Consider the following 23,763-nt stretch of genomic DNA (forward strand, 5'->3'; position numbering starts at 1 on the left):
AATATAAAAACTAATTTTTTATAAACAATTAAAAAAATAAAAAAAATAAAACCAGCTCAAATGAACTGGTTTTTATAGCTATATTTTTTTCAAAGACTGTCAAACCAACAATCTAGGTCGCTGGTTTATACTCCTTTTTATCAATCACTATTTTAGCTATAATTTCACGAAGAATCTCGGATGTTCCTCCTCCGATTGGTCCTAAACGGCTATCACGTAATAAACGTGCCATTGGATAATCTTCCATGTAGCCATAACCTCCTAAAAACTGTAAGCATTGGTAAATTACCTCGTCGGCCATTTTAGTTGATTTCAATTTAGACATGGTTGCATGTTTAACAACATACTCACCTCTATTTAATCGAAAAGCAACGGAATAGTTAAACTCTTTACAGATTTCCATTTCAGTATATAAATCGGCCAGAGAATGACGTAAAGCCTGGAATTGATCGATGGACTTACCAAAAGCCATTCGCTCTGACATATATTGTAACGCATACTCTAAAGCAAACTCGGCTCTCGCATGCGCATTGATACCCATGATTAAACGCTCTAAAGAAAAATGCTGCATAATGTATGCAAACCCTTTATTTTCCTCACCCATTAAATTAGTTACAGGAACTTTTACATTATCGAAAGCGATTTCGGCAGTATCTGAAGCTCTCCAACCTAATTTATCCAGTTTGGTTGCTGTAATACCTGCAGTTTCACGATCAACCACAAAAATACTTACTCCTTTATTTCCTAACTCCGGATTGGTTTTAGCAGCAACAATTAAATAATCGCTATACACCCCATTGGTAATAAACGTTTTTGACCCGTTTAAAATATAATGATCTCCTTCTTTATTTGCTGTAGTTCGCATACCCGCCACATCACTTCCCCCAAAAGGCTCTGTAATACACAGGCATCCTATTTTATCTCCAGAAATACTAGGTGCTAAATACTTTTCTTTAATAGACTCATCTCCCTCTGCATTTAGGTGTGTCATGGCTAAATACATATGTGCCCAAATAGCAGCAGCAAATCCACCAGAATTTACTTTTTGAAGTTCTTCTAAAAGAATAACCGTATAAAATAAATCTAAATTTAAACCACCATAAGCTTCCGGATAATTGATTCCGAAGAATCCCATATCTCCAAATTTCTTCCAAATGAATCTATCGATGGTTCCGGTTTTCTCCCAGTTTTCTATATGAGGTACAACTTCTTTTTGTAAAAAATCTTGAAGGCTTTTTCTAAAAAGGTGATGTTCTTCGGTGAAGTACATACTATTCATTAATCTGTCTTTTTTTTTCAATCGAGCGACAAATATAATTTAATTATATCTATTTTATTAATAGGAAAGCCTTTAACTTTTGTTAATTCGTCTATCGATTTGTAGCCCTCACGCAACTGTCGCTGTTCAATAATACGATAAGCTAAATCGTAATCGATATGCTGAATGGTAACTAATTGTTCCACTGTAGCGGTATTTACATTTATTTTCTCAAAGTTCCGTGGTGTTTTCACAGTAAATTCGGAAGTGATACGTTGAATAACTTCAGGTGTTAAACCGTAAACATCCTCCAACTGAATATCTGCAATAAACCCTCCCGGGAATTTGTTTCTGAATTTTACAATGCGATCAGATAAAACATCTCCAACCCCATTAACCGTTTTCAACTGCGCCGCTGTTGCTTTGTTTAAATCTCGCTTTTCGGCAAATGTCTTCTCTCGTTTGACATATGCTGAAGCAACACTTGGTTTTGGATTACTTACCCACTCAGGGAATTTAAAATAAGGAGACATTGCATTTAAAAGCGAATCGGATACCTGAGTGACCTTTTGAAAATCTTCAACGGAATTTATCCACTTGTTTTGTTTCCTATGGTTTAATAATCGATCGATTTCTTCGTTTGTCATCCCTAGCTGAGCCCCTTTATAATCGGTAATGTAATTAGGATTGAACGGATAAATCTTAGGGTTGCTTTCTTCAAGTTGAACCAAACGAAGCGAATCCAGTTCCTGAGTAAAGGCTTCTAATGCCTCTTGATTTACCAAAACATCCTGAGACGGCGGGCGGTTAACATAAAAATATCCCACCTGAAGAACTACCATAATTAATAGCAATAAAAAAATCCCATTTCGCTGTTTTTTAGTAAACGTGAAATGGGATTTCATATTGAGTTAGTTTTTAGTTTTACATATGCTTGGTAAGATCTTCAGCCCCCTCTTCAAGAGCGTCTTCTTTTACAGTAATAGCTCTCATGTATTTTCTCAATTCTTTTCTAATAATTGGCGATAGCACAACAACACCGATAATGTTTGGCACTACCATTGCGAAAATCATTGCATCAGAGAAATCAATTACCGCTCCAAGGCTGATAGACGATCCTACGATTACGAAAAATAAGAATAATATTTTATATATTAAATCGGTTTTCTTACCCTTTCCGAATAAAAACACCCAACCTTGCATACCATAGTAAGACCAAGATACCATTGTTGAGAAAGCGAATAAGATTACTGCAATGGTTAAAATAATTGAGAAGTGAGGAATAACAGAGTCGAAAGCAGTTGCTGTTAACTCTACACCTTCCTTAATTGGCACGCCGTATTCCATGAATGCACCATCGAAGTTAGTAATTACAATAACTAAAGCTGTCATGGTACAAATAACAACGGTATCAACAAACGGTTCTAAAAGTGCTACAATACCTTCACTTGCAGGATACTTTGTTCTTACTGCCGAGTGCGCAATCGCCGCACTACCTACACCAGCTTCATTAGAAAAGGCTCCTCTTCTAACCCCTTGAATCATAACACCAACTAATCCACCGGCAATACCTAATCCAGAAAATGCGCCTTCAAATATTAACATGAAAGCATCATCTATTAAATGCCAGTTAGCGCCCAAAATAATTAAAGCCGCAAACACATAGATTCCAGCCATAAAAGGCACTACTTTTTCGGTTACCGAAGCAATACGCTTAATACCTCCTATAATTACAACCGCAACCAAAGCTGCCATAATAAAGCCGAAATACATTCCTGCATTTTCACTTTGTAAATTGAATAATTTAGTAAACTGCGCTGCAGCCTGATTGGCCTGGAACATGTTTCCTCCACCGAAAGAACCTCCTACTACAAAAATAGCGAAAACTACGGCTAATACTTTTCCTAGTGGTTTCATACCTTTTTCAGCAAAACCTTTGGTTAAGTAATACATTGGTCCTCCGTAAACAGTTCCATCTTCACCTACATCTCTATATTTAACCCCTAAAGTACACTCTGCAAATTTAGAAGCCATCCCTAAAAGACCAGCTACTATCATCCAGAAAGTTGCACCAGGACCACCAATAGATAAGGCTACGGCTACCCCAGCTATATTTCCTAAACCTACTGTGGCCGATAAAGCTGCAGTTAAGGCCTGGAAGTGTGACACCTCACCATGAACACTGTCATCTCTTAAGGTTTCAATAATGTTATGCTCCTCATTGTGAGTCATATCACCATATAATGTATCTGCTCCGTGCTTCTCGATGTCTTCATACTTTCCTTTAACAACAAGTAAAGCCGTTCTAAAACCTGTAAAGTTGATAAACTTAAAATAAAAGGTAAAGAACAAAGCGCCTCCAATTAACACAATTAACACCCAAGGAATACGGTAGTCGTCAGAAAATGGAATTTCATAAAAAATACCTTCAACGAACCACCCGGTATATTCTTTGAAAACGCGGTCGAATTTTTCTGAAGTTGACTCTTGTGCAAATGATAAAATTGGAAGTATTAATGTTAATAGGGAAAGAAGATATCTCTTCATAAGATAATTTTTTAGATTAAGTTTTTTGAAGTATTCTTATTAAAAGTCGGCAAGATGATAAAAAAAAATCGATTTATAAAACATCTGTTGTTAAAATAGTAATTTAAGGTAATATAGTAATTAAACTAGCTAATATTATATACGCTATTTAGTATTTCTATTTGTTCTGGCCTTCCTAAAACAATAATTTTTGAGTTTGCTGCTAATTCCAATTCTGCTTCCGGATTTACAACATACTCTCCGTTTTCATCTTTATACCCAATAATGGTACAACCTGTTCTACGACGCAGGTCTAAGTCCCGAATGGTTTTTACCGATTGGTCATCTCGATATAGTTTCTCAACAGCAACCTCTTCAATATTAATATTTGATTTTCCAACAATTGACAGATTATCAATAAACTCCATCAATCCAGGAACAACCACCAAAGACGCCATATGATCTCCCCCTATTTTATCTGGTAGAATAACATTATTAGCTCCGGCGAATTTCAATTTATTATAAGATGACTCGTGTGATGCACGACTAATAATATTTATACCACTATTAATTTGGCGCGTTGAAAGCACAACAAACAAATTATCGGCATCGTTAGGTAATGCTGAAATAAAACTGGACGCACGGTCAATCCCTGCCTGAATTAAAATAGCATCGTCATTAGCGTTACCTATAATATAAGGTACTTCATCCTGCTGCAAACGCTCCTCCAGTTCCTTGTTTCTTTCTATAACCACAAACTGTTTATTATGCGCTAACAATTTTCTTGCAGCCTGTTTACCATTTCTTCCATAACCACAAATCACCACGTGATTCTTGAAGCTATCAATGTTTTTCTGCATCTTTTTTTGTTTTAGTTCTTCAACATTATTTTTACTTAAAATGTATTCGGTTATAACGGAAAGCGCATAACCCATAATCACCACACTGGCTAAGATTAAAAATACCGTAAAAATTTTTGATTCCTGATTTAAAGGCACCACTTCTCCAAAACCTACGGTAGTCATAGTAATCACCGTCATGTAAACAGCGTCAATCCATGAGTAATCGGCAATTATTTTATAACCAATAACTCCTAAAACTATCATTCCTGCTAAAAGAAAAATAGCCGTGTAAATTTTAGTTCTAAAAAATTTTAATAGTGGATTCATCTGTTAGATTTTATGGGTTTTAAGACAGATGTAACTCATTCAAAAATATATTAAAAAATTAATTTTATAAATCGAAAACTGAAGAGCGCTTGGTATACAATAAATCCTTGATACGAATCCAAAACGCTAAAAACAAATACAATGCAAAACCAAATCCTAAAGTAACAAAAGTTAGATACATAAACGATATTCTCACCACTTTAGCTCGTATGCCTAAACGATCGGCAATACGCTGACAAACGTAATACCCATGCTTTTGAAAAAACAATAATGGTTTGTAAACTGTATTCATTTTTTCCTTTTTCTATTTATTAATCCCTGTCGCAATTTAGTTATAAAGTTTGACAAATAAACAATACTATGCCTGTTACGCTTAACAAACCTATACCCCTTACTCCTATCCAATATTTTTTACTATCAGTTTATTGCCAATACTACACGTTAAACATTTATTTTTATCGCAATATTCGGTTTTAAGCTGAATGAGCGCCTGCGACTGGAATGATGATTGGGATAATTTTTTCAAATTATTAAACGCCTCTACAATAGAGTTCTTCTCTGATTTAATTTCTGAAGCTATTCGTAAAACTTCTTCATCAACCTCTTTTCCTTGTGCCTTTGCGTAGCAAAACTTTAAAGGTAACACAGTATTAATAAGCAATAAATCGATGAAAGATTTGGTTAAAACTTTTGCCGAAGGTTTTGATTCCTTATCGAATGTGTAGTGCGTTTTCCAAAACTCTGAAGTCGCTACCTTAAACAATTCATAATACTCCTCTACATTATCAATCTCAATAACTTTTGAAAACAAGGTTTTATGAGTTACGTATAATCCAGCTAATTGCGACAACCGAATGGTTGGAAAATTTAACGGACGTAATCTAAAATATTGTACCGGCAATACCGATTGATTTGTTAAACCGAATTTCTGTTTTAAAAAACGATACTCTTTTACTAAATTTTGATAATAACTATTTTGAATATCCTTTTCCAATAAACCGGCCTGACCAAAAAATAAAGCTTCAAGAGCGATTTCATGTGTTTGAGATTTCCGTACAACCGAATATTCTACCGACTGCGCCATACTTAAAAACGCTTCCCCATTCACTTTAAGTCCGTAATTCTTAGCCAGCATAATAAACAGAACGGCTTCCCAGTCGTTTTTGGTTTCCTCTAAAAGCTTGTGAATAATTTTCGATTTGCGCTCTAAACGTTCAAAATACAAACGCTCTAACCAATGACTTAAATCAAAATCGCTAACCGAAGCAAAATCATTCTCACAATTAATCCACTTATTTCCTTTCGAAAACAGAGTATTGTAGCCAGTAACAGTTTCCTGAGAAACAACATGCTTTAAAACCAAAGTTGGTATAATGGAATTATCTTTTCTGAAAATCTCGGTATCATGGTTCCAAACCACATGAAGGATGACATTATCGTAAGCAGGATCTTGTTCGTGATTATGCAAATACCAATCGGAGGACTTTACATGGATTTCCACATTACCTGCCCAAAGCTGTTCTCCTATTTTTATCTGCGCATTAAAAAAATCTGGGCCAGAGTTTAAATTATGCTGACCAACTGAAGAAACAACGACAGTTTCGCCTTGCTCTGTTTTCAACGGACTTAACCGAAACTTTTTATGCTTCCATAAATAATGTAGAAAGTCTTCACGCATATACTAATGTAAAACTTTTTTGACGAATTTTATAATACACATCCCAATTAAAGTTGGTAAATTTGAGTATAATTTAATTTACTATGGAAGAATTAACGCTTACTACACCAGCTGTCTTATTTTCAGCAATTTCATTAATCATGCTGGCTTATACCAATAGATTTTTAGCCTATGCTGCAACCATTAGGGATTTACACAGTAAATATCAAAAAAATAAAGACCGTGTGCTCTACGCCCAAATTAAAAACATTAAAACGCGATTGTACCTTACCCGATCGATGCAAATTTTTGGCATTAGCAGCTTATTACTTTGTGTGCTTACCATGTTTTTAATTTACATACAACAACACACGGCTGCCGTTTGGGTCTTCGGAATTGCTTTAATCCTTCTTATTATATCGCTTTCTTTATTGATTATGGAAATTCAAATTTCAGTTAAAGCTTTAGAACACCATATTAGTGATATTGAGAAAGAATAGTGAATAGTAAAGTACAGTAGCACTTCTCTTTTTTCACTTTTGTTTGCGTTAGGGGTTGAAGCGGCATCCTTTTGCTTTTGCAAAAGATATAGCTGAAGACCCGACCCGAAGGGTAACGCCCAAATTATTCAAACCTAATAGCTTTAACCGGAGATATTCTGGTAATGATGTAAGACGGCACCAATAACATAAACAAACACAGAAAAAGGGTACCAATGTTTAAGGCTAAAATATATCCTACATTAATATAAACAGGTGCTTCGGTTACGTAATAAACACTTGGATCTAACGGAAATAATTTCAAATATTTTTGAGCCAGAAGAAGTGTTAAACCAATTAGATTTCCCCAGAATAGCCCCAAAAGAATGAGGTAACTGGCATTATATAAAAATAGTTTTCTAATACTCCAGTTGTTACTCCCCAAGGCTTTTAAAATCCCGATCATTTGTGTACGCTCCAGAATTAAAACCAGTAATGCGGTAATCATATTAATGCCTGCTACTAAAATCATGATTCCAATGATACCATAGATATTCGTATCGAAAATACCTATCCACTCAAAAATAGAAGCGTACTTATCGGTTATCGTCTGACTATTTAAAGTAGATGGTGTGTTCTGATAAATTTCTATACCCTTTTTTTGAATTTGATTATAATCATCAATAAAAACTTCGAAATTACCAACCTGATCTTCATCCCATTTATTGATACGTTGAATGTGTCTAATATTCCCAATTAAATACTGGGCATCTAAATCCTGAAAACCGGAATTATAAATACCTACAATATGAAAGGTTATAATATTTGGCAACTTTTCCGGGTCATCCTTTGGAAATACCATTTGAAATTTATCGCCTAACTTAAACTTTAATCGATTGGCTAGATATTCAGAGATTAAAACTTCTTCACTCCATTTCTTTGTAAAATCTGGTAATTGCCCCTCAATTAAAAACTCTTTAAAATACTCCCAATCGTAATCGGCTCCCACGCCTTTAAGATAAGCACCTTCAAAATCGGTTTCCGTTCGAATCACCCCAAATTTCGCCGCCACAGCCTGTACATGTTTTATACCTTCAACCGAAGTAAACTCCGGATAAAAATCCTGATTTATAGAAATTGGATATAAGCTTTCCTGCGAATTATTGCTATCGTAATTGGTAATCGTTACATGCCCATTAAACGCCACCACCTTATCTCGTATTTTTTGCTGAAGCCCAATACCGGTTGCAATGGCGATCATCATCACTACAATACCAATGGTAATTGCCGCTATACCAATTTTTATTATTGGTGCCGATACACTACTTTTATACGCTTTACTACCAATAATGCGTTTAGCTATAAAATACTCGTAATTCAAAATTATATATGCGATTTAATGTTTTCAAAAATACAGTTTTATTATTTGTTTTAGTCATGATTTCCTGTGCGAATAAAAAAGGTGATAAAAAGCCCGAACATTTGCCCTCAGAACAAACAGAAAAACAGGAGATTCTGAAACATGTTCAGAATGCCAACACTATAATTGTTGGCGCCAATCAAACTGAAAACTACTTACCACTCCTACAAGAGAAACGTATTGGCATTGTCGCAAACCAAACCTCTGTTATTTTTAAAACGGATAATTCATATACGCATCTGGTTGACTCTTTAGTTGCTTTAAAAGTTAATGTGAAAACCGTTTTTGCTCCAGAACACGGATTTAGAGGCAAAGCCGATGCCGGCGAGCACGTTAAAGACGGTATCGATAAAAAAACTGGGATTCCTATTATTTCACTTTATGGTGATAACAAAAAACCGAAACCTGAACAACTTAACAATTTAGACCTTGTTATTTTTGATATTCAGGATGTTGGTGCGCGTTTTTATACCTATATTTCTACATTACATTATGTCATGGAAGCCTGTGCCGAACAAAATATTCCTGTGCTTATTTTAGATCGACCAAACCCAAACGGACACTATATTGAGGGGCCCACTTTGGACATTAAAAACAAAAGCTTTGTGGGCATGCATCCTATTCCTGTTGTTCACGGTATGACCATTGGGGAATATGCAAAAATGATTAATGGGGAACAATGGCTTGAAAATGGCATACAATGTGAATTAAATATAATTCCTGTCAAGAATTATACACATCAAACACCTTACAGCCTACCTATTAAACCGAGTCCGAATTTACCAAATGAGGTAGCTATTAATCTCTACCCAAGTCTTTGCTTTTTTGAAGGCACAAACGTTAATGCCGGTCGCGGAACTAATAATCAATTTCAGGTTTTTGGCAGTCCGTTTTTAAATTCTGAAGTCTTTAAATATAGTTACACTCCAAAATCTAACGAAGGGGCCAAATACCCGAAGCATGAAAACAAATTATGTTACGGCATGAATCTAACTCAAACTCAACCTTTAAATCATTTAAATTTACAATGGCTGATTAAGGCTTATCAGAACACAAAAGACAAGTCTGCCTTTTTCAACAATTTCTTTATTAAATTGGCTGGAACCGATAAACTTCAGCAACAAATTGAAGCCGGTTTAACTACTGAAGCTATTGAAGCTACTTGGCAAAACGATTTAATTAAATTCAAACAAACACGAAAAAAGTATCTCCTTTATAATTAAAGACCATGAAATTACTGTTTGCCCCTATATTCCTTTTTTCGGTTTTCATAACTGTTGCCCAAACTGAGCCAGCAAGGATTCAAAAAGCACAGACCATTGCCAACGACTTCCTGAAAAAAGAACATATTCCAGGCATGGCGATTTCGGTGTCGCACAACGGTAAATTAATTTGGTCTGAAGGGTTTGGTTATTCTAATCTAAAAACCAAAACTTCTGTAAAACCAGATGAAACCATTTTTCGAATTGCCAGTATTTCAAAATCGGTTACAGCCGTTACTTTAAGCAAACTCGTTGATGATGGCATCATAGATTTAAATGAAAGTGTTTACTACTATCTGCCTGACTACCCAGTAAAAAAATACGATTTTACAGTGAAACAACTGGCTGGAAACATCGCCGGTATTCGTCATTATAAAAACAATAAAGAATATGCTTTAAATAAAAAAATGAGCATCACCGAAGGACTTAATCTCTTTAAACATGACCCCTTACTTTGGAAACCAGGAACAAAATACCGATACTCCAGCTTAGGTTTTGTATTATTAAGCGAGGTCATACAAACAGGTGCTAAAATTCCTTTTAAAAATTTAGTATGTGATTCTGTTTTTTCCCCACTAAAGATGCATCATACCAGCATGGAATTTTCAGATGCTCCTGTTCAAAACCTAACTAACTTTCATAAGTTAAATATTGCAGGTAAACCTGTAGAATCAAAACCTGTCTCTAACGAATATAAGGTAGGTGCCGGCGGTTTTCTATCAACATCGGAAGACATAATTTTATTCGGAAATGAATTTATCGCTCCTAAAATTATTTCAAAAAAAACACTCTCTAAACTTACTACCTCGCAACGCCTTGACAATGGTTATAAAACAGGTTATGGCATGGGACTTTCCATTAGAACATCAATTAATAATACACCAAAATACTACCACACAGGTGGCGGCATGGGATCTTCCAGTATTTTATGCATTTATCCAAAAGAAGGAATTGTTATCTGTGTTTTAACCAACCTTAGTGGTGTAAGTATGGTAGAATTTGGCAATGCTTTGGAAGAAGTATTTCTGAAATAAAACCACTAAAATAAATTTCATTTAATACACAAACACTATAGCCTTAAAGGAAAACAGCTACAGGCTATAGCCTTAAACTATTCTATTTTATGAAACTTTTAACTGTAACCATCTCTGCTTAGCCTTTTTGTTCGCGCAATACTTAGTATTTTTGAAAACTTTTTAAAAATAGCACATGAAATATTTCAAATTATTTATCCTGTTTATCTGTATTCAAGCTACCGCTCAACAAGGTGGTATGTGGATTCCTTCTCTTTTAGAAGGCATGAACGAAGCAGAAATAACAAGTTTAGGTGGTAAACTATCAGCTAAAGACATTTACGATGTTAATCAATCAAGCCTTAAAGATGCCATTGCACATTTTAATGGCGGCTGTACCAGTGAGGTCATTTCCCCGAAAGGACTAATTTTAACCAATCACCACTGTGGTTTTAGTCAAATTCAATCACATTCTTCATTAGAAAACGATTACCTGAAAAATGGGTTCTGGGCTATGGATTACGATGAAGAATTACCAAATGAAGGTTTATTTGTTGAATTTATTGTTCGTATCGAAGATGTGACCAGTCAGGTCTTGGCAGGCGTAACTAAAAATATGACTGAAAAAGAAAAGCAGTCATTAATCGACAAAAACAGCAACACTTTACAAACTAAAGTTGAGAAAGAAAGCTGGCAAGACACCAAAGTTAAGTCGTTTTATAATGGTAACCAGTACTTTTTATTTGTTACCGAGCGCTTCGACGACGTTCGTTTAGTGGGTGCTCCACCTTCGAGCATTGGTAAATTTGGTAGCGACACCGATAACTGGGTTTTCCCAAGACATACAGGTGACTTTTCTATTTTTAGAATTTACGCCGATAAAAACAACCGTCCGGCAAAATACAGTAAAGACAACGTACCTTACAAGCCTAAACATTTCTTACCTGTATCTCTAGATGGTATTGAAGAAAACGATTTTACTATGGTATTTGGTTTCCCGGGTAAAACCGAAGAATATTTGCCAGCCGTAGCCATCGAGCACATCACACAAGAATTTAACCCAAGTAATATTGCTATTCGAGAAGCGGCTTTAGGCGTTATCAATGCAAATATGAAAGCCAGCGACGAGGTTCGTATTAAATACGCTGCAAAACAAGCTTCTATTGCTAACTATTGGAAAAAATGGGTTGGTGAGAATTTAGGTATCGAAAAATCGAACGCCATTGCTAAGCGCAGAGCCTTTGAAGAAAAATTTAAAAAAGCTCTAAAAAAGAAAGACCTGGAAGACGAATACGGACACATTCTTACCGACTTTGAAAGCCAATACGAAAGCTTTGCCGACGTAAATATCATGCGTCGAAATTTTATTGAAGTGTTTTTAACAACTAACGAATTGATGCAAATGACGTTTAGATCATATCAGTTCGAACAAACCATTGCTAGAAACCCTTCCGTTTTAGAAAAAGCCAAAGCTTCCATAGAAGGAACACTTAAAAAAATTCACAAAAACTATGATGCCAATGTCGACAAAGGTATTTTCGAAGTTGTAATGCCTTTATACAAAAAAGACCATGTAAATGCTTCAATTTATGAGCATACAGCATTCACCAATTTAGATCAGGCTTTAGCTTTATTCGATGGATCGGTTGAAGAGGTGTTACAAAAACTAAATAGCGATGCTGCTTATGCCTATGCTAAGCCTATTATTCAGGAATTTTATTCTAAAATAAACCCTGAATTTGAAGAGAAAAACTTAGCTATTTCGGCATTACAAACCGAGTACATGACGGCTTTAATGACTGCTTTACCAGACGAGCGTTATTTCCCTGATGCCAACAGTACCCTTCGTGTAACATATGGCAAAGTTAAAGGCTATGCCCCTCGCGATGCCGTTTATTACAACCATATTAGTTACTTAGATGGTATTATGGAAAAATACGTTCCAGGCGATTACGAGTTTGATGTTCCTGAAAAACTAATTGAATTATACAACAACAAAGACTTCGGAAAATATGCCGATAACAACGGTAAAATGCCAGTATGTTTTATAGGAACAAATCATACAACTGGAGGAAATTCAGGTAGTCCTGTACTTGATGCTTACGGTAATTTAATTGGTTTAAATTTTGATCGAGTTTGGGAAGGTACCATGAGCGACATGAATTACGACCCGGATATTTGCCGAAACATCATGGTCGATGCGCGTTACGTGTTATTTATAGTTGATAAATACGCCAACGCCAAAAGACTTATTAAAGAAATGAAATTAGTTCATCCTAAAAAATAAGATGTAAGGAGAATTAATTAAAAACTAAAAAGCGAATCAATTATTTGATTCGCTTTTTCATTTCTTCTACAATATTATAAGCTGCCGGACAAATCGCGACATTTTTAATAGTCAAATTTGATATTTGCTGAAACTTCTTTCTATCGGTATGCGGATATTCACGACAGGCTTTCGGGCGCACATCATAAATCATGCAATAATTATCAGCATCTAAAAACGTACAAGGTACGCTTTGTAAAACATAATCGTTATCACTATCAATTCGTAAATACTGATTGATAAACTGCTGCGGTTTCATTTTAAAAAACTTAGAAATACGCTCAATATCTTTATCGGTAAATAAAGGCCCCGTTGTTTTACAACAATTAGCACACTGCAAACAGTCGGTACGCTGAAACTCCTCATCATGCAGCTCCTGCATAATATAATCTAAATCCTTTGGTGGCTTACTTTTTAGCTTCTTAAAGAATTTCTTGTTCTCGTTTTGCTTATCTTTGGCGAGCTTTGGAAGATTTTTAATAATGTCTTGCATAGTGCAAAAATACGACTTTGAACGAGATGTTGAATCTCATATCCCATCAACTTATGAAGGATTTATTCGGAAAGGCTTTATTAGACTTCCAAAACGGAAATTACACTGAAGATATCATTACCTCAACAAGCATTTCAGATGAAGATGAATTGCCTATTCCTTACCTGTTTAGAAGCTATAAAGATATGCCTAAACTGGAACAAAAAGCATTACAACTTGCTAAAGGCAAAACCTTAGATGTGGGTTGCGGTGCAGGAAGTCATAGTTTGTATTTACAAGAAAAAGGAATAGACGTTAAAGCGATTGATATTTCAGAAGGTGCAATTACCGTTGTTAAAAAACGTGGTGTTTTAAAAGCTGAAGTAAAAGACATTTTAGATGAAACCGAAACTTTTGATACCATTTTATTACTTATGAATGGTACCGGAATTTTTCAGCAGGCTTCTCAGGTTTCAAAATATTTAGAACACTTAAAAAGCTTACTAAACCCAAACGGACAAATTTTAATTGATTCTTCAGATATTAAATATATGTATGAAGATGAAGAAGACGGCGGATTCTGGATTGACACCAATGCTGAATATTACGGTGAACTGGATTATTATTTAAGCTATAAAGGTGAAGACGAAGACCCTATGAAATGGCTTTATCTTGACTTTAATAATTTAAAAATGACCTGTGAATCTGTCGGTTTAAGCTGTGAACTCGTTTTAGAAGGTGAACATTTCGATTATCTGGCGCGGCTAAAAAAAACCTAAATGCGCAATAAAATTTAAAGTATTTTTCCTACATTTAAAATAAAAAATATTTTTTGGAATCATACTAAATTTATGAAAAAGACTTTTTTGGTACTTACAATAATCTTTAACTATTTAAGTATAAGTGCGCAGTCCGAAAATCATCATACGTATTACACATCTTCAGAAATAAATCTTGGCAACTATGTCGGCATTGACATTGGGTTAAATTATGCTTACAAGGAAGCCTATATCCTCAAAATCGGATATTCAGGAAACATAAGAATACCAAATTCTCAACCAGATGATTATACTTCAGGATTAGTTGGCGCACTAACTCTTGGTTTAAACAACCCTTATGACCAAATGCAGAATTACCTAATGACTTTAGGTAAAATTACCAGAATAAATTCTAAAAACACCATTAGGTTAAATTTATCAGCAGGAATTGGATATACCATCATTAAAGAACCAGAGAATTGGACAAAACTAGATACTGATACTCTAGGTGAAAACTACTCTTTCAATTACAGAGACTACAATACTATATCTTTAATTATTAATCCAAAAATTGAATTTCCTTTCACCAAAATTTATGGCTTATCTCTTTCTCCAATGATTCAAATAAACAAAGACAGAACTTACTTTGGCATTGGCATTGGCCAAATGATTGGCTTGTTAAAAAATTAAAAACATAATTTAAAACCTTTCAAACATTCATTTCAATTAATGCTTAGCCCTATCCGTGGGTTTTATAATCATTCTGAAAGACTGGTCTTTGAAAATATAATATCCAATCCAGTCGAAGAATGTACGCAAGCGATTTTTAAAATTTACCAAGCCCATAATATGAACGAAAATCCAAATAAACCAGGCAAAAAATCCGCTTAAAGAAGATTTCTGTTTAGGGAAGTCCATCACGGCTTTATTTCTTCCTATAATGGCTAACGATCCTTTATCATGATATGTGAACGGTTTCCAATCTTTCTTATTCCTTATGAAATTTTTAGCCAGATTTCTAGCCTGCTGTAAAGCCGGTTGCGCTAACTGCGGATGCCCATTTGGATAATCTTCATCTGAAGTTATTAAAGCACTATCTCCTAAAGCATAAATATTATTATAGCCTTCAACCAGATTAAAACTATTCGCTTTTAATCGGCCGCCTCTACCGAAGCTTTCTGGAGCAAATCCTTCAAATGTTTTGGCTTTTACACCTGCTGCCCAGATTAAATTGCGACTTTGAATTTCTGTACCATCAGACAAATAAACTGTTTCATCTTTAAAATCATTTACGAATGTATTGAGCTTAATCTTTACCCCAAATTGCTCTAATTTTTTATGAGTATAAGCCTGTGACTTCTCAGACATCACATTCAATACCGCGCTTGTGCCATCAATAAGATAAATATCACCCAGTTCATCTTTATGAAGTTCCGGGTAATCTTTAAGTATGACAGAACCTTTCATTTCTGATAAAATACCCGATAATTCCACACCAGTTGGGCCTGCACCGGCAATAACAAAATTCAGTAATTTTTTACACTCTTCTTTATCGGTTAATCGCGTCGCCCTATCTAATCGTGTTAAAATGGTATTCCGTAACGACAAAGCATCGCTTATCGTTTTCATGGGGAGACTATGTTGTTCTATATTCTTGTTTCCAAAAAAATTACTCTCAGTTCCTGTGGCCATAACTAAAATATCGTAATGTACCACCCCATTTTTTAAAACTATTTTATTTTCTTCTGGGACTACATGAGATAATTCCCCCAGACGAAACCTGACACTTTTCTTCTTTCGTAAAATTTTTCGATACGGATAACTAATGGCTGAAGGCTCCATAAATCCGGTTGATACTTGATAAATTAAAGGCGGAAAGAAATTATAGTTATTAATATCGACGAGAGTAATTTGGTATCTATCGCTATTTCCTAAATGATTGATAAATTCTAAACCAGCAAAACCTCCTCCAACTACAACTATATGTGTTTTCATCTGTTGATATTTGTATATAAATTTAAGGATTAATGGATGAATTACAGTTAAGGAAGCCTTAAAAGTCGAAATCAATCATAGAACTATAAACAACAAAAAAGCACCGTGTTTACGGTGCTTTTTATATCTGTCATTATTATCTGTTATTTTGTAGAATTCAGTAATTCATCAAACTGTTCCTTTAACAACGGGTTTGAAGGACGCATAGCATCTGTTGAAATAATCTTCCCTTCTTTATCGAATAATAAGAATCGTGGAATGGCATTAATTTCATAATTCTTCGTAATTCCAGAAGCAAAATCTTTATCGGCCATTAACTGTACACCTCCTAAAGCCTCACTTTTTACAAAGTCTTTCCACTTCTGTTTATCTTTTATATTATCTACGGAAATACTGACAAAAACAATATCTTTCCCTTTGTAAGCATGTTCCAATTCTTTTAAATATGGAATTTGTTTTTTACATGGTCCGCACCAGGTTGCCCAAACATCGATGTACACATATTTTCCTCTGAAATCTTTAAAAGAGACCGGGTTACCATTAATATCTTCGTAAGTAAACTCGAAACCAGCCTGACCTGATTCTTTATGAAGTTGCTTTTCGTATTCTAAAGTATAAGCTTTACTCTTTTCTGAGGTTAGATATTGATATAACGGAGGAATAACCTTTTTATACTCTTCGGTTTTAAGTCTCAAGCTTTGTAACATTGAAAGAATGTAGACTTCCTTTATGCTATCGTCTGAAATATGGTTGATTTCATTATCGATAATATCTAACTTTGAGAAAGGTTGTCCATCACGATGTCTGTAATAACTGAAATAGCTCGACATCCACATTAATCCATTATCCAGTTTTAAAATATCAGGGTTTGAAAACTTGGTGCCTTCTGTATATAAATTAGTATAATGTTGTGGGCGATTATCTTTCTCTGGATGAGCGATTCTTGGCAAACGGAAAAAGAAATATACTTCGGTTTCATAATCGGCTTGAACTGCTAATTTTAGAAGCTCATTAAAACCTTGATCTTTGGTTTTGATTGTCTTTTTAAAATCTTCAACCATTTTAGTGCCATCACCCTCTAAAAACGGAAAAAACTCTTTAAAAGTTAAGATTCCTCCCAAACGATTATATTCTCTAAAAGCATTATTTATTTTGTTAGCTTCTTGAACCAAGCTATTGTAACCGTTATTCTTTCCTTTTAATTGATAATTATTCTCATTAATATCTAGCTTAACTTCTAAACCCGGTTGAATATATAAACGAATAACCTGTCCTCTTAAACGATTATTATATTGCCCGTAATCAACAAAATAAAAGCCAGGTTTTACCACTGGTAACTGAAAACCAAAATCGCCATCTTGGTTTAATAATGTTGTAGAATGCTCCTCTAATTGCCCATCAACTACGTGATGTAAAGTTACCTTACCTGTTTTTGACTCGAAATTTAAATGACCGGTAATGGATGTTAAGTTTGTTTTAGATTTTGCATGAAGCATATTCATCGTAAACATGCAACAAGCAACTACATAAAGAATGTGTTTTTTAATCATTGTGTTAGTTTGTCTTGTTAATTTATAATTGAGTTTTAAGTAGAATGTTTTCTACTTTCAATTAATACTCACTAAAACTTAAACACCATTATAACGTGAGCGATTTTTAACATAATTTAACTTACTAACAATAAAAAAGCCCTCAAATTCTTGAGGGCTTTTTATAATTATATAATCTATTTTAAAAATCGAATTTATAAGTTGCTCCGGCCAAGGCCTGAAAACTTTGTACCGGGAAGTTTTGCCAACGTTGATAACCTTGACTCGCCAGATTATTCATTTTAGCAAAGATGGAAAGCTGTTCTGTGATATGATAACCTGCATGAGCGTTAGCATCAAAATAACCATCTAAACTAACTGTTATCGGTGTTGAATTTACAAGTGAATCGGCAACGTAATATTGATCTTTACGTTTACCTACAAAATAAATATTTGCTCCTGCAAACCATTTTTCATCTATTTGGTAATCTAAGAACAACGAACCTTTAAAATCTGGCAAGTTCCAGGCCTCCTCCTCGTTATTAGTCGAATATGCGAAATACTGTCCTTTTAACGATGCCGTAAAGTTTCGATTTAGGTCGACACTTAATTCTCCAGATACACCAAACGATTTCATATCATCGTAAACAACACCAAAAGAATTTCCATAAGAATAATTCATTTGATTTTCTGTTTGAATGGCATTGTTTTTAAATAAGGCTTTACTCTTATCTGAAATATAGTGGCCGGCAAACTTATAGCTCATATTACTGGTAACTTTTCCTTTTATTCCAGCAAATGCATTATACAACTGATCGGTAGGCTGAACAAATAATGTTGGAGACACAAACGGATTTTCTTTAGCAAAATCGTAATATGAATTTTGTTGTAAGTCACCTTGAATTCCTCCATATGCAATTAAAACCTCACTTACCAATCTATAACTTGCCGAAATATTTGGATAAATAAACAGTTTATTATCGCTGGCTTCAATATCGCTCATAAAATAAACAGACACTCCCAAATCTAAAGTTAAATCGTCTTGTTTTAACTGATAGGTTGGCGACAAGCCTATTTGAAAATTACTATATTTTATTTCTTCTTCCAGATTATAACTTCTATCGAAACGCCCCCCTAGATAATCAATTTTAAGTTCGGTTGCTATTTCTTCATAATTAACAGGAATATCGGCTTTACCAGTTAAAACAAAGCGGTTTTCACCAGACCCCATATTATCTCCAAAATGTCTGAACAACGCAGTTCCTGAGTTTAAATAGGTATCTTCAAACGTGATGTCTCCGCCAACATAAGCATTATTAAATTTATGATCTACCTGAATACCGTCAAGCTGCACCTGATCGATCTGAGATTCCGGGACACCATACCAATTATAGTTTTGATGCTGAAAGCCTCCTTCCAATTTCCAGGACATGTATCGTAAACGCGAAGCATAATTCACGTTGATTTTAGAATCTGAAAAATTATCATCTAAAACAAGATCGGCAATTCCTCCACCAGAAGAATGATGGCTAAAATACCCTCCTACGGTTTCAGTTCTACTCAACGCATGGTTTACATACAACTCTCCAATAAGTGTTGTATAAGAGCCTACACCCAAAGTTGCATAATTATCAAATAATTTTATTGATTTAGCCTTTTCAATACCTTCTGCTTTCCCCTTTGCCGGTGTGAATGTTGAAGCTACCGGAAATGAAAAAATATTATATTTAATATCTTTCTTAGTCTCTGTAGTTTTATCATCTAAAGCTGGTACTTCTTTCACCTTAAACGCATCGGAAATTGTTGGTGTATACGGTTTAACTACATCAATAACTCCTGTGTTTAAAGTATCTTTCGGATTATTTTGTGAAAATGCTGCCACACCTGTAAAGGTTACCGCAGCAGTTAAAATATGTTTGATTTGCTTTCGCATAAGTTCTTGTTTTCGTTTTTTAGATTCCGGGGTTAATTACCTTCAGGTTGAACAGACGAATTGGTCTTGGCCTCATTTGCCTTTATAGCCCTTAATTCATTGGTTGCTTCTTCTGCCACATCGTCAAACTCTTTAAAGTTTTCAATCACACTTTCTAAAATATAAGTCGCCTGAAAAGCATCGTTTAGCTGATAAAAATTCTTTGCCATTAACACCAAACCTTTGGCACTATAATACTTATACCCTGAATAATCTTTAGCTAATTTTTGAACCGTAACATTTGAAGCTTCATAACTACCTGACTTATTTTTAAAGTAAGCATTATAGTAAAGAGCTTCGGCTGCTGTTTCGCCGGTGGCAACAGCTTCAACCTGTGCATATGCCATTTTAGCCTTAGCTTCATTACCCGTTTTCATCGCTGATCGTGCAATAATAATATGGGCATCACCCTGAATTTTATTATCAATCTTAGAATTCGACAATACCTTTTCGGCATAAGAAACGGCTTCATTATAATGCTCTAACTGGTAATTAGCTTTCATTAAATTCGATTGCGCAAACACGACATTTTGAGGCAAGCTGGCCTCACTCTCTAAACGCTCAAGTAAAGGCATGGCCTTGTTCCAATCTTTTTGTTCTAAATAATATTGTGATAATCTAGAAAGTGCAACTTCTGTAAATTCATTTTGTGGCACACCAACAACATACTCGTAATGAGGTGCTGCATTAGCCGATAAATTTTGTTTGTAGTACAACTGAGCCACATAAAAATGCGATTGCAACACATGTAATCCGTTGGGGAACTGATTTAAATACCCATTGAATTGTTTAATAGCCTTATCGGCATTATTATCTAAATATTGTTTTTCGGCTGCCTCATAGGTTGCATTGTCTAAATCGGCATCGGTAACCTCTACATAATTTAAGGTTTTTACCCAACTTGCGTATTCATCAACACGTCCCATATCTATGTAAATAAGTCGTGCTGTCGCTACCGCCTGAACGGCTTCAGGTGTCCCTTCATATTCCGCTGCCACTTTTTTAAACTTAGTTAAAGCCTGTTCGTTTTGGTTTCCATTATAATAAACTAACCCTTGGCGCAATAATGATTTTGGCACAAACGAGCTCATTCGGTATTCCGAATTTAATCGATCGTAAGTACGCATCGCGTTATCCGATTGATTCACCTTAACCAAAGTATTACCTAATTCGTACATGGCATCGTCACGTAATTTAGACTTTGGATAAGCTGAAATAAATTCTTCAAGTTCGCTAATCTTTTTAGAATCTTTACCTATATATCCGGCACTAATCGCTTTTTGAAAGAAGGCGTAATCCGATTCAATAGCGTTTAATTTAATGGCACTTTCGTAGGCGTTAATAGCATTCTGATAGCTACTTGACACAAAAAACGCATCTCCCAAACGTAGATATGCATCATTCAACCTTACATTATCGCGCTGCTTTGTTGCAGCAATAAAGGAACTGAAAAACTTCGTAGACTGATCGTAATTTTTAAGTTTAAAATAGGTATAAGCTAAATTGTAATCAATATTTTCATACTCAGGTGTTGCCGTTGCGCCACTTTGTTGTTTAAACTGCTGAAAACCCACCAAAGCATGATCATAATTTGTTAAATTATAATCGGTTTCGGCTTTCCAGAATGTTGCTCTGGCTGTGTAATTGGCATCACGTGGTTCTTTTAGAGATGATTCAAACATCTTCTGAGCTTCTAAAAACTGATTCTCGTTATACAATTCCAAACCACGATAAAATGCTACTTTTTGATATGCCACTTTATTTTCAAAACTATTTTTTCCTTCTAATAAACGCAGAGCTTCCTGATAATTTTTAGAAGTAATATAAGAATCGATCAATAAAGTTTCTATTTCTTCACGTTGTGTCGATTTCGGATATTTGTCTAAATACCCGGTTAACACCTGAGGTGCCGACTGATACGCATTACCAATCTCGTAGCTAATTTTGGCATAATTTAAATAGGCATCTTCCTGAATTTTTAAATCGAAATCCATTTGTGACGCGTTTCTAAAAGCATTTAATGCCTCCTGTTTTTTATCTAATTTTATGTAGCTTTCTCCTAAATGATAATATGCATTTTGGGCAATGCTGTTGGTTCCGCCAATAATTTTATTGAATTCTGAAACCGCATTTTCGTAATCCCCTTGCTTATAATACGCGTAACCTAACTGATAAAAATCGGTATTATTCCACTTCCCTTTTTTACCCTTATAGGCTTTTAAATAAGGAATTGCTTCTGCATATTGTTCAAGGTTGAAATAACTCTCTCCTATAATTTTTGAAAGTTCGGAAACCTCATCGCGATTACTCTTTTTCAACTGGGCTTTAGCTAAATCGATAGCCTTCTGAAAATTCCCAAGTTTAAAATTTAAATCGGCCTGATAATACGATAGCTTTTCTTTGTAACGCTCCTGGTCACTAACCTGATCGAAGTACTGATTCGCTTGTTTATAATCGTCTCCTTCATAAGCCATATACCCAATGTAATATTTAGCCTGAGAGCCATATTCTTTAGAGCTTTCTACACGCGACAAATACTTTCTGGCATCACCATATTGCTTTGCTGCAAAAGCTGAATATCCGTTATTAAAATAAAACTTTTCTTTATCGCTGTAAGCAAGACCACCTTCATCTACTTTATCATACCACTTCCTGGCATAAGCATATTTTCCGTTGGCAAAATAATAATCGGCTACATCTAAATAGGCGGTATTTCTTTTGGTACTTGTTGGGTAGTCTTCAACAAAACGCTCTACAAGTTTATCGGCATTTTGCTGATTTAAACGCACAGCACAATTGGCGATGTAATAGGTACAATCAGACTGTAAACCTTCTTCTTTATGCTGCTTTTTAACATTACTAAATAATGCCTGAGCTGCCATATACTGTTGATTATTATAAAGCGACAAAGCCTTTTGATAATCTACTAAATCGCTGGTATACACAGCCGATTGTTGTGCTGAAATCTGATAGCTTATTCCGAGGGCCATCAAAAGAGAAACACTATTTATTTTAATCATTAACGATTCGTTTTTTAATTTAAAATCAAAGATAATTTATATAAAAGGTATAACGCAATAATCGTGCTATAATTATAAACCGACTTATTAAAAATTGAAAAATAACGAGAGATAATCAGCGTTTTAACTTATAGCCAAAAAACTTTTTAAACATTAATTTTTAAGTTTCAACTTATAAATAATACATTTACAACACATAAAAACTTTTCATTCAAAACCTATGTCAAATCCTATTTTACAATTAAAAGATGCCTCTATATTTCAGGGAGAAAGTTTAGTACTATCTAACATAAACGTTGAAATAAATAAAGGAGATTTTGTTTACTTAATTGGAAAAACAGGAACTGGTAAAAGTAGTTTTATGAAAACACTATATGGAGATTTACCACTTACCAAAGGAGAAGGACATATTGTAGATTTTAACCTGAATGGTTTAAAAGAGAAAGACATCCCTTATTTACGTAGAAAACTTGGTGTCGTTTTTCAGGATTTTAAACTCCTTACCGATCGCACGATAAATGAAAATTTATTATTTGTTTTGAAAGCTACCGGCTGGAAAGACAAAGAAGCGATGACTACCAGAATTGAAGAGGTTTTAACGAAAGTAGGCATGAGTACTAAAGGTTTTAAATTTCCTCATGAACTTTCTGGCGGAGAACAACAACGTATTGCCATTGCCAGAGCCTTATTGAACAACCCTGAGCTTATCCTAGCCGATGAGCCTACTGGGAATTTGGACCCGCAAACCAGTATTGAGGTGATGGAAGTGCTTCAGGATATTAATAAAAATGGCAACACTATTTTAATGGCTACCCACGATTATGCGTTGTTATTGAAATACCCAAGCAAGACCTTAAAATGTGACGAGAATCAGGTGTATGAAGTGGTGCAAAGGAAGGGGTAGTTT

The 23,763-nt window shown here is 34.8% G+C and carries 19 protein-coding genes; 7 read left to right on the forward strand and 12 right to left on the reverse strand.

The features are described 5' to 3' along the window. Positions 1-112 precede the first annotated feature (112 nt). From NO995_RS02010 to NO995_RS02035, 6 genes are all read right to left on the reverse strand, one after another. A complete protein-coding gene (locus NO995_RS02010; protein WP_258226061.1) occupies positions 113-1,279 on the reverse strand; it encodes an acyl-CoA dehydrogenase family protein in 1,167 nt (388 codons plus the stop codon). A 17-nt stretch (positions 1,280-1,296) separates the two neighbouring features. Beyond that, positions 1,297-2,163 (reverse strand): helix-hairpin-helix domain-containing protein, encoded by an 867-nt coding sequence (locus tag NO995_RS02015; protein ID WP_258226062.1) that lies wholly within the window; start codon positions 2,161-2,163, stop codon positions 1,297-1,299. Positions 2,164-2,182: 19 nt separating this feature from the next. Further along, complete coding sequence (locus NO995_RS02020) at positions 2,183-3,805, reverse strand: sodium:alanine symporter family protein (RefSeq protein ID WP_240571653.1); 1,623 nt, start codon at positions 3,803-3,805, stop codon at positions 2,183-2,185. A 125-nt stretch (positions 3,806-3,930) separates the two neighbouring features. Continuing rightward, positions 3,931-4,953 (reverse strand): TrkA family potassium uptake protein, encoded by a 1,023-nt coding sequence (locus tag NO995_RS02025; protein ID WP_258226063.1) that lies wholly within the window; start codon positions 4,951-4,953, stop codon positions 3,931-3,933. Between the two features lie 64 nt (positions 4,954-5,017). Beyond that, positions 5,018-5,245: a PspC domain-containing protein gene (locus tag NO995_RS02030; RefSeq protein WP_240571655.1), complete on the reverse strand. Its 228-nt coding sequence runs from the start codon at positions 5,243-5,245 to the stop codon at positions 5,018-5,020. Positions 5,246-5,350: 105 nt separating this feature from the next. Beyond that, positions 5,351-6,631 carry a DUF2851 family protein gene (locus NO995_RS02035; RefSeq protein WP_258226064.1) on the reverse strand — a complete coding sequence of 427 codons (1,281 nt, stop codon included), beginning with the start codon at positions 6,629-6,631 and terminating at the stop codon, positions 5,351-5,353. Between the two features lie 83 nt (positions 6,632-6,714). Here NO995_RS02035 and NO995_RS02040 point away from each other — a divergent pair, with 83 nt between their 5' ends. Further along, the gene (locus NO995_RS02040) at positions 6,715-7,110 is read left to right on the forward strand and encodes a DUF2721 domain-containing protein (protein ID WP_240572667.1); all 396 of its coding nucleotides are present in this window, start codon (positions 6,715-6,717) and stop codon (positions 7,108-7,110) included. A gap of 124 nt (positions 7,111-7,234) precedes the next feature. Here NO995_RS02040 and NO995_RS02045 read toward each other — a convergent pair whose 3' ends face one another. Continuing rightward, the gene (locus NO995_RS02045; protein WP_258226065.1) at positions 7,235-8,470 is read right to left on the reverse strand and encodes an ABC transporter permease; all 1,236 of its coding nucleotides are present in this window, start codon (positions 8,468-8,470) and stop codon (positions 7,235-7,237) included. Between the two features lie 8 nt (positions 8,471-8,478). Between NO995_RS02045 and NO995_RS02050 the strand changes: the two genes are divergently transcribed. The 3 genes from NO995_RS02050 to NO995_RS02060 all read left to right on the forward strand — a co-directional run bounded on the left by NO995_RS02050 (position 8,479) and on the right by NO995_RS02060 (position 13,071). Continuing rightward, positions 8,479-9,732 (forward strand): DUF1343 domain-containing protein, encoded by a 1,254-nt coding sequence (locus NO995_RS02050; RefSeq protein ID WP_258226066.1) that lies wholly within the window; start codon positions 8,479-8,481, stop codon positions 9,730-9,732. A gap of 5 nt (positions 9,733-9,737) precedes the next feature. Then, entirely contained in the window at positions 9,738-10,805 is a 1,068-nt protein-coding gene (locus NO995_RS02055) for a serine hydrolase (protein ID WP_258226067.1), read from the forward strand. A gap of 175 nt (positions 10,806-10,980) precedes the next feature. Then, entirely contained in the window at positions 10,981-13,071 is a 2,091-nt protein-coding gene (locus NO995_RS02060; RefSeq protein WP_258226068.1) for a S46 family peptidase, read from the forward strand. A 40-nt stretch (positions 13,072-13,111) separates the two neighbouring features. Here the strand turns inward: NO995_RS02060 and NO995_RS02065 are convergent, their stop codons facing one another. Continuing rightward, on the reverse strand, positions 13,112-13,603 hold the full coding sequence (locus NO995_RS02065; protein ID WP_240571664.1) for a YkgJ family cysteine cluster protein: 492 nt from the start codon (positions 13,601-13,603) through the stop codon (positions 13,112-13,114). Positions 13,604-13,656: 53 nt separating this feature from the next. Here NO995_RS02065 and NO995_RS02070 point away from each other — a divergent pair, with 53 nt between their 5' ends. After that, entirely contained in the window at positions 13,657-14,361 is a 705-nt protein-coding gene (locus NO995_RS02070) for a bifunctional 2-polyprenyl-6-hydroxyphenol methylase/3-demethylubiquinol 3-O-methyltransferase UbiG (RefSeq protein ID WP_258226069.1), read from the forward strand. A gap of 72 nt (positions 14,362-14,433) precedes the next feature. Next, the gene (locus tag NO995_RS02075) at positions 14,434-15,030 is read left to right on the forward strand and encodes a hypothetical protein (protein WP_258226070.1); all 597 of its coding nucleotides are present in this window, start codon (positions 14,434-14,436) and stop codon (positions 15,028-15,030) included. 36 nt (positions 15,031-15,066) lie between these two features. Here NO995_RS02075 and NO995_RS02080 read toward each other — a convergent pair whose 3' ends face one another. The 4 genes from NO995_RS02080 to NO995_RS02095 all read right to left on the reverse strand — a co-directional run bounded on the left by NO995_RS02080 (position 15,067) and on the right by NO995_RS02095 (position 22,856). After that, the gene (locus NO995_RS02080; protein ID WP_258226071.1) at positions 15,067-16,335 is read right to left on the reverse strand and encodes an NAD(P)/FAD-dependent oxidoreductase; all 1,269 of its coding nucleotides are present in this window, start codon (positions 16,333-16,335) and stop codon (positions 15,067-15,069) included. A gap of 143 nt (positions 16,336-16,478) precedes the next feature. Beyond that, entirely contained in the window at positions 16,479-17,885 is a 1,407-nt protein-coding gene (locus tag NO995_RS02085; protein WP_258226072.1) for a TlpA disulfide reductase family protein, read from the reverse strand. Positions 17,886-18,066: 181 nt separating this feature from the next. Continuing rightward, a complete protein-coding gene (locus NO995_RS02090) occupies positions 18,067-19,797 on the reverse strand; it encodes a TonB-dependent receptor (RefSeq protein WP_258226073.1) in 1,731 nt (576 codons plus the stop codon). Positions 19,798-19,829: 32 nt separating this feature from the next. Beyond that, a complete protein-coding gene (locus NO995_RS02095) occupies positions 19,830-22,856 on the reverse strand; it encodes a tetratricopeptide repeat protein (RefSeq protein ID WP_258226074.1) in 3,027 nt (1,008 codons plus the stop codon). 220 nt (positions 22,857-23,076) lie between these two features. Here NO995_RS02095 and NO995_RS02100 point away from each other — a divergent pair, with 220 nt between their 5' ends. After that, entirely contained in the window at positions 23,077-23,760 is a 684-nt protein-coding gene (locus NO995_RS02100) for a cell division ATP-binding protein FtsE (protein ID WP_258226075.1), read from the forward strand. Positions 23,761-23,763 lie beyond the last annotated feature (3 nt).

This window comes from Aestuariibaculum sp. M13 (assembly GCF_024723255.1).
Classification (GTDB): domain Bacteria; phylum Bacteroidota; class Bacteroidia; order Flavobacteriales; family Flavobacteriaceae; genus Aestuariibaculum; species Aestuariibaculum lutulentum.

Coding starts and splice junctions, on each gene's coding strand:
- NO995_RS02010 (WP_258226061.1), bottom strand. CDS start 1,279: ATGAATAGTATGTACTTCACCGAAGAACATCACCTTTTTAGAAAAAGC.
- NO995_RS02015 (WP_258226062.1), bottom strand. CDS start 2,163: ATGAAATCCCATTTCACGTTTACTAAAAAACAGCGAAATGGGATTTTT.
- NO995_RS02020 (WP_240571653.1), bottom strand. CDS start 3,805: ATGAAGAGATATCTTCTTTCCCTATTAACATTAATACTTCCAATTTTA.
- NO995_RS02025 (WP_258226063.1), bottom strand. CDS start 4,953: ATGAATCCACTATTAAAATTTTTTAGAACTAAAATTTACACGGCTATT.
- NO995_RS02030 (WP_240571655.1), bottom strand. CDS start 5,245: ATGAATACAGTTTACAAACCATTATTGTTTTTTCAAAAGCATGGGTAT.
- NO995_RS02035 (WP_258226064.1), bottom strand. CDS start 6,631: ATGCGTGAAGACTTTCTACATTATTTATGGAAGCATAAAAAGTTTCGG.
- NO995_RS02040 (WP_240572667.1), top strand. CDS start 6,715: ATGGAAGAATTAACGCTTACTACACCAGCTGTCTTATTTTCAGCAATT.
- NO995_RS02050 (WP_258226066.1), top strand. CDS start 8,479: ATGCGATTTAATGTTTTCAAAAATACAGTTTTATTATTTGTTTTAGTC.
- NO995_RS02055 (WP_258226067.1), top strand. CDS start 9,738: ATGAAATTACTGTTTGCCCCTATATTCCTTTTTTCGGTTTTCATAACT.
- NO995_RS02060 (WP_258226068.1), top strand. CDS start 10,981: ATGAAATATTTCAAATTATTTATCCTGTTTATCTGTATTCAAGCTACC.
- NO995_RS02065 (WP_240571664.1), bottom strand. CDS start 13,603: ATGCAAGACATTATTAAAAATCTTCCAAAGCTCGCCAAAGATAAGCAA.
- NO995_RS02070 (WP_258226069.1), top strand. CDS start 13,657: ATGAAGGATTTATTCGGAAAGGCTTTATTAGACTTCCAAAACGGAAAT.
- NO995_RS02075 (WP_258226070.1), top strand. CDS start 14,434: ATGAAAAAGACTTTTTTGGTACTTACAATAATCTTTAACTATTTAAGT.
- NO995_RS02080 (WP_258226071.1), bottom strand. CDS start 16,335: ATGAAAACACATATAGTTGTAGTTGGAGGAGGTTTTGCTGGTTTAGAA.
- NO995_RS02085 (WP_258226072.1), bottom strand. CDS start 17,885: ATGATTAAAAAACACATTCTTTATGTAGTTGCTTGTTGCATGTTTACG.
- NO995_RS02090 (WP_258226073.1), bottom strand. CDS start 19,797: ATGCGAAAGCAAATCAAACATATTTTAACTGCTGCGGTAACCTTTACA.
- NO995_RS02095 (WP_258226074.1), bottom strand. CDS start 22,856: ATGATTAAAATAAATAGTGTTTCTCTTTTGATGGCCCTCGGAATAAGC.
- NO995_RS02100 (WP_258226075.1), top strand. CDS start 23,077: ATGTCAAATCCTATTTTACAATTAAAAGATGCCTCTATATTTCAGGGA.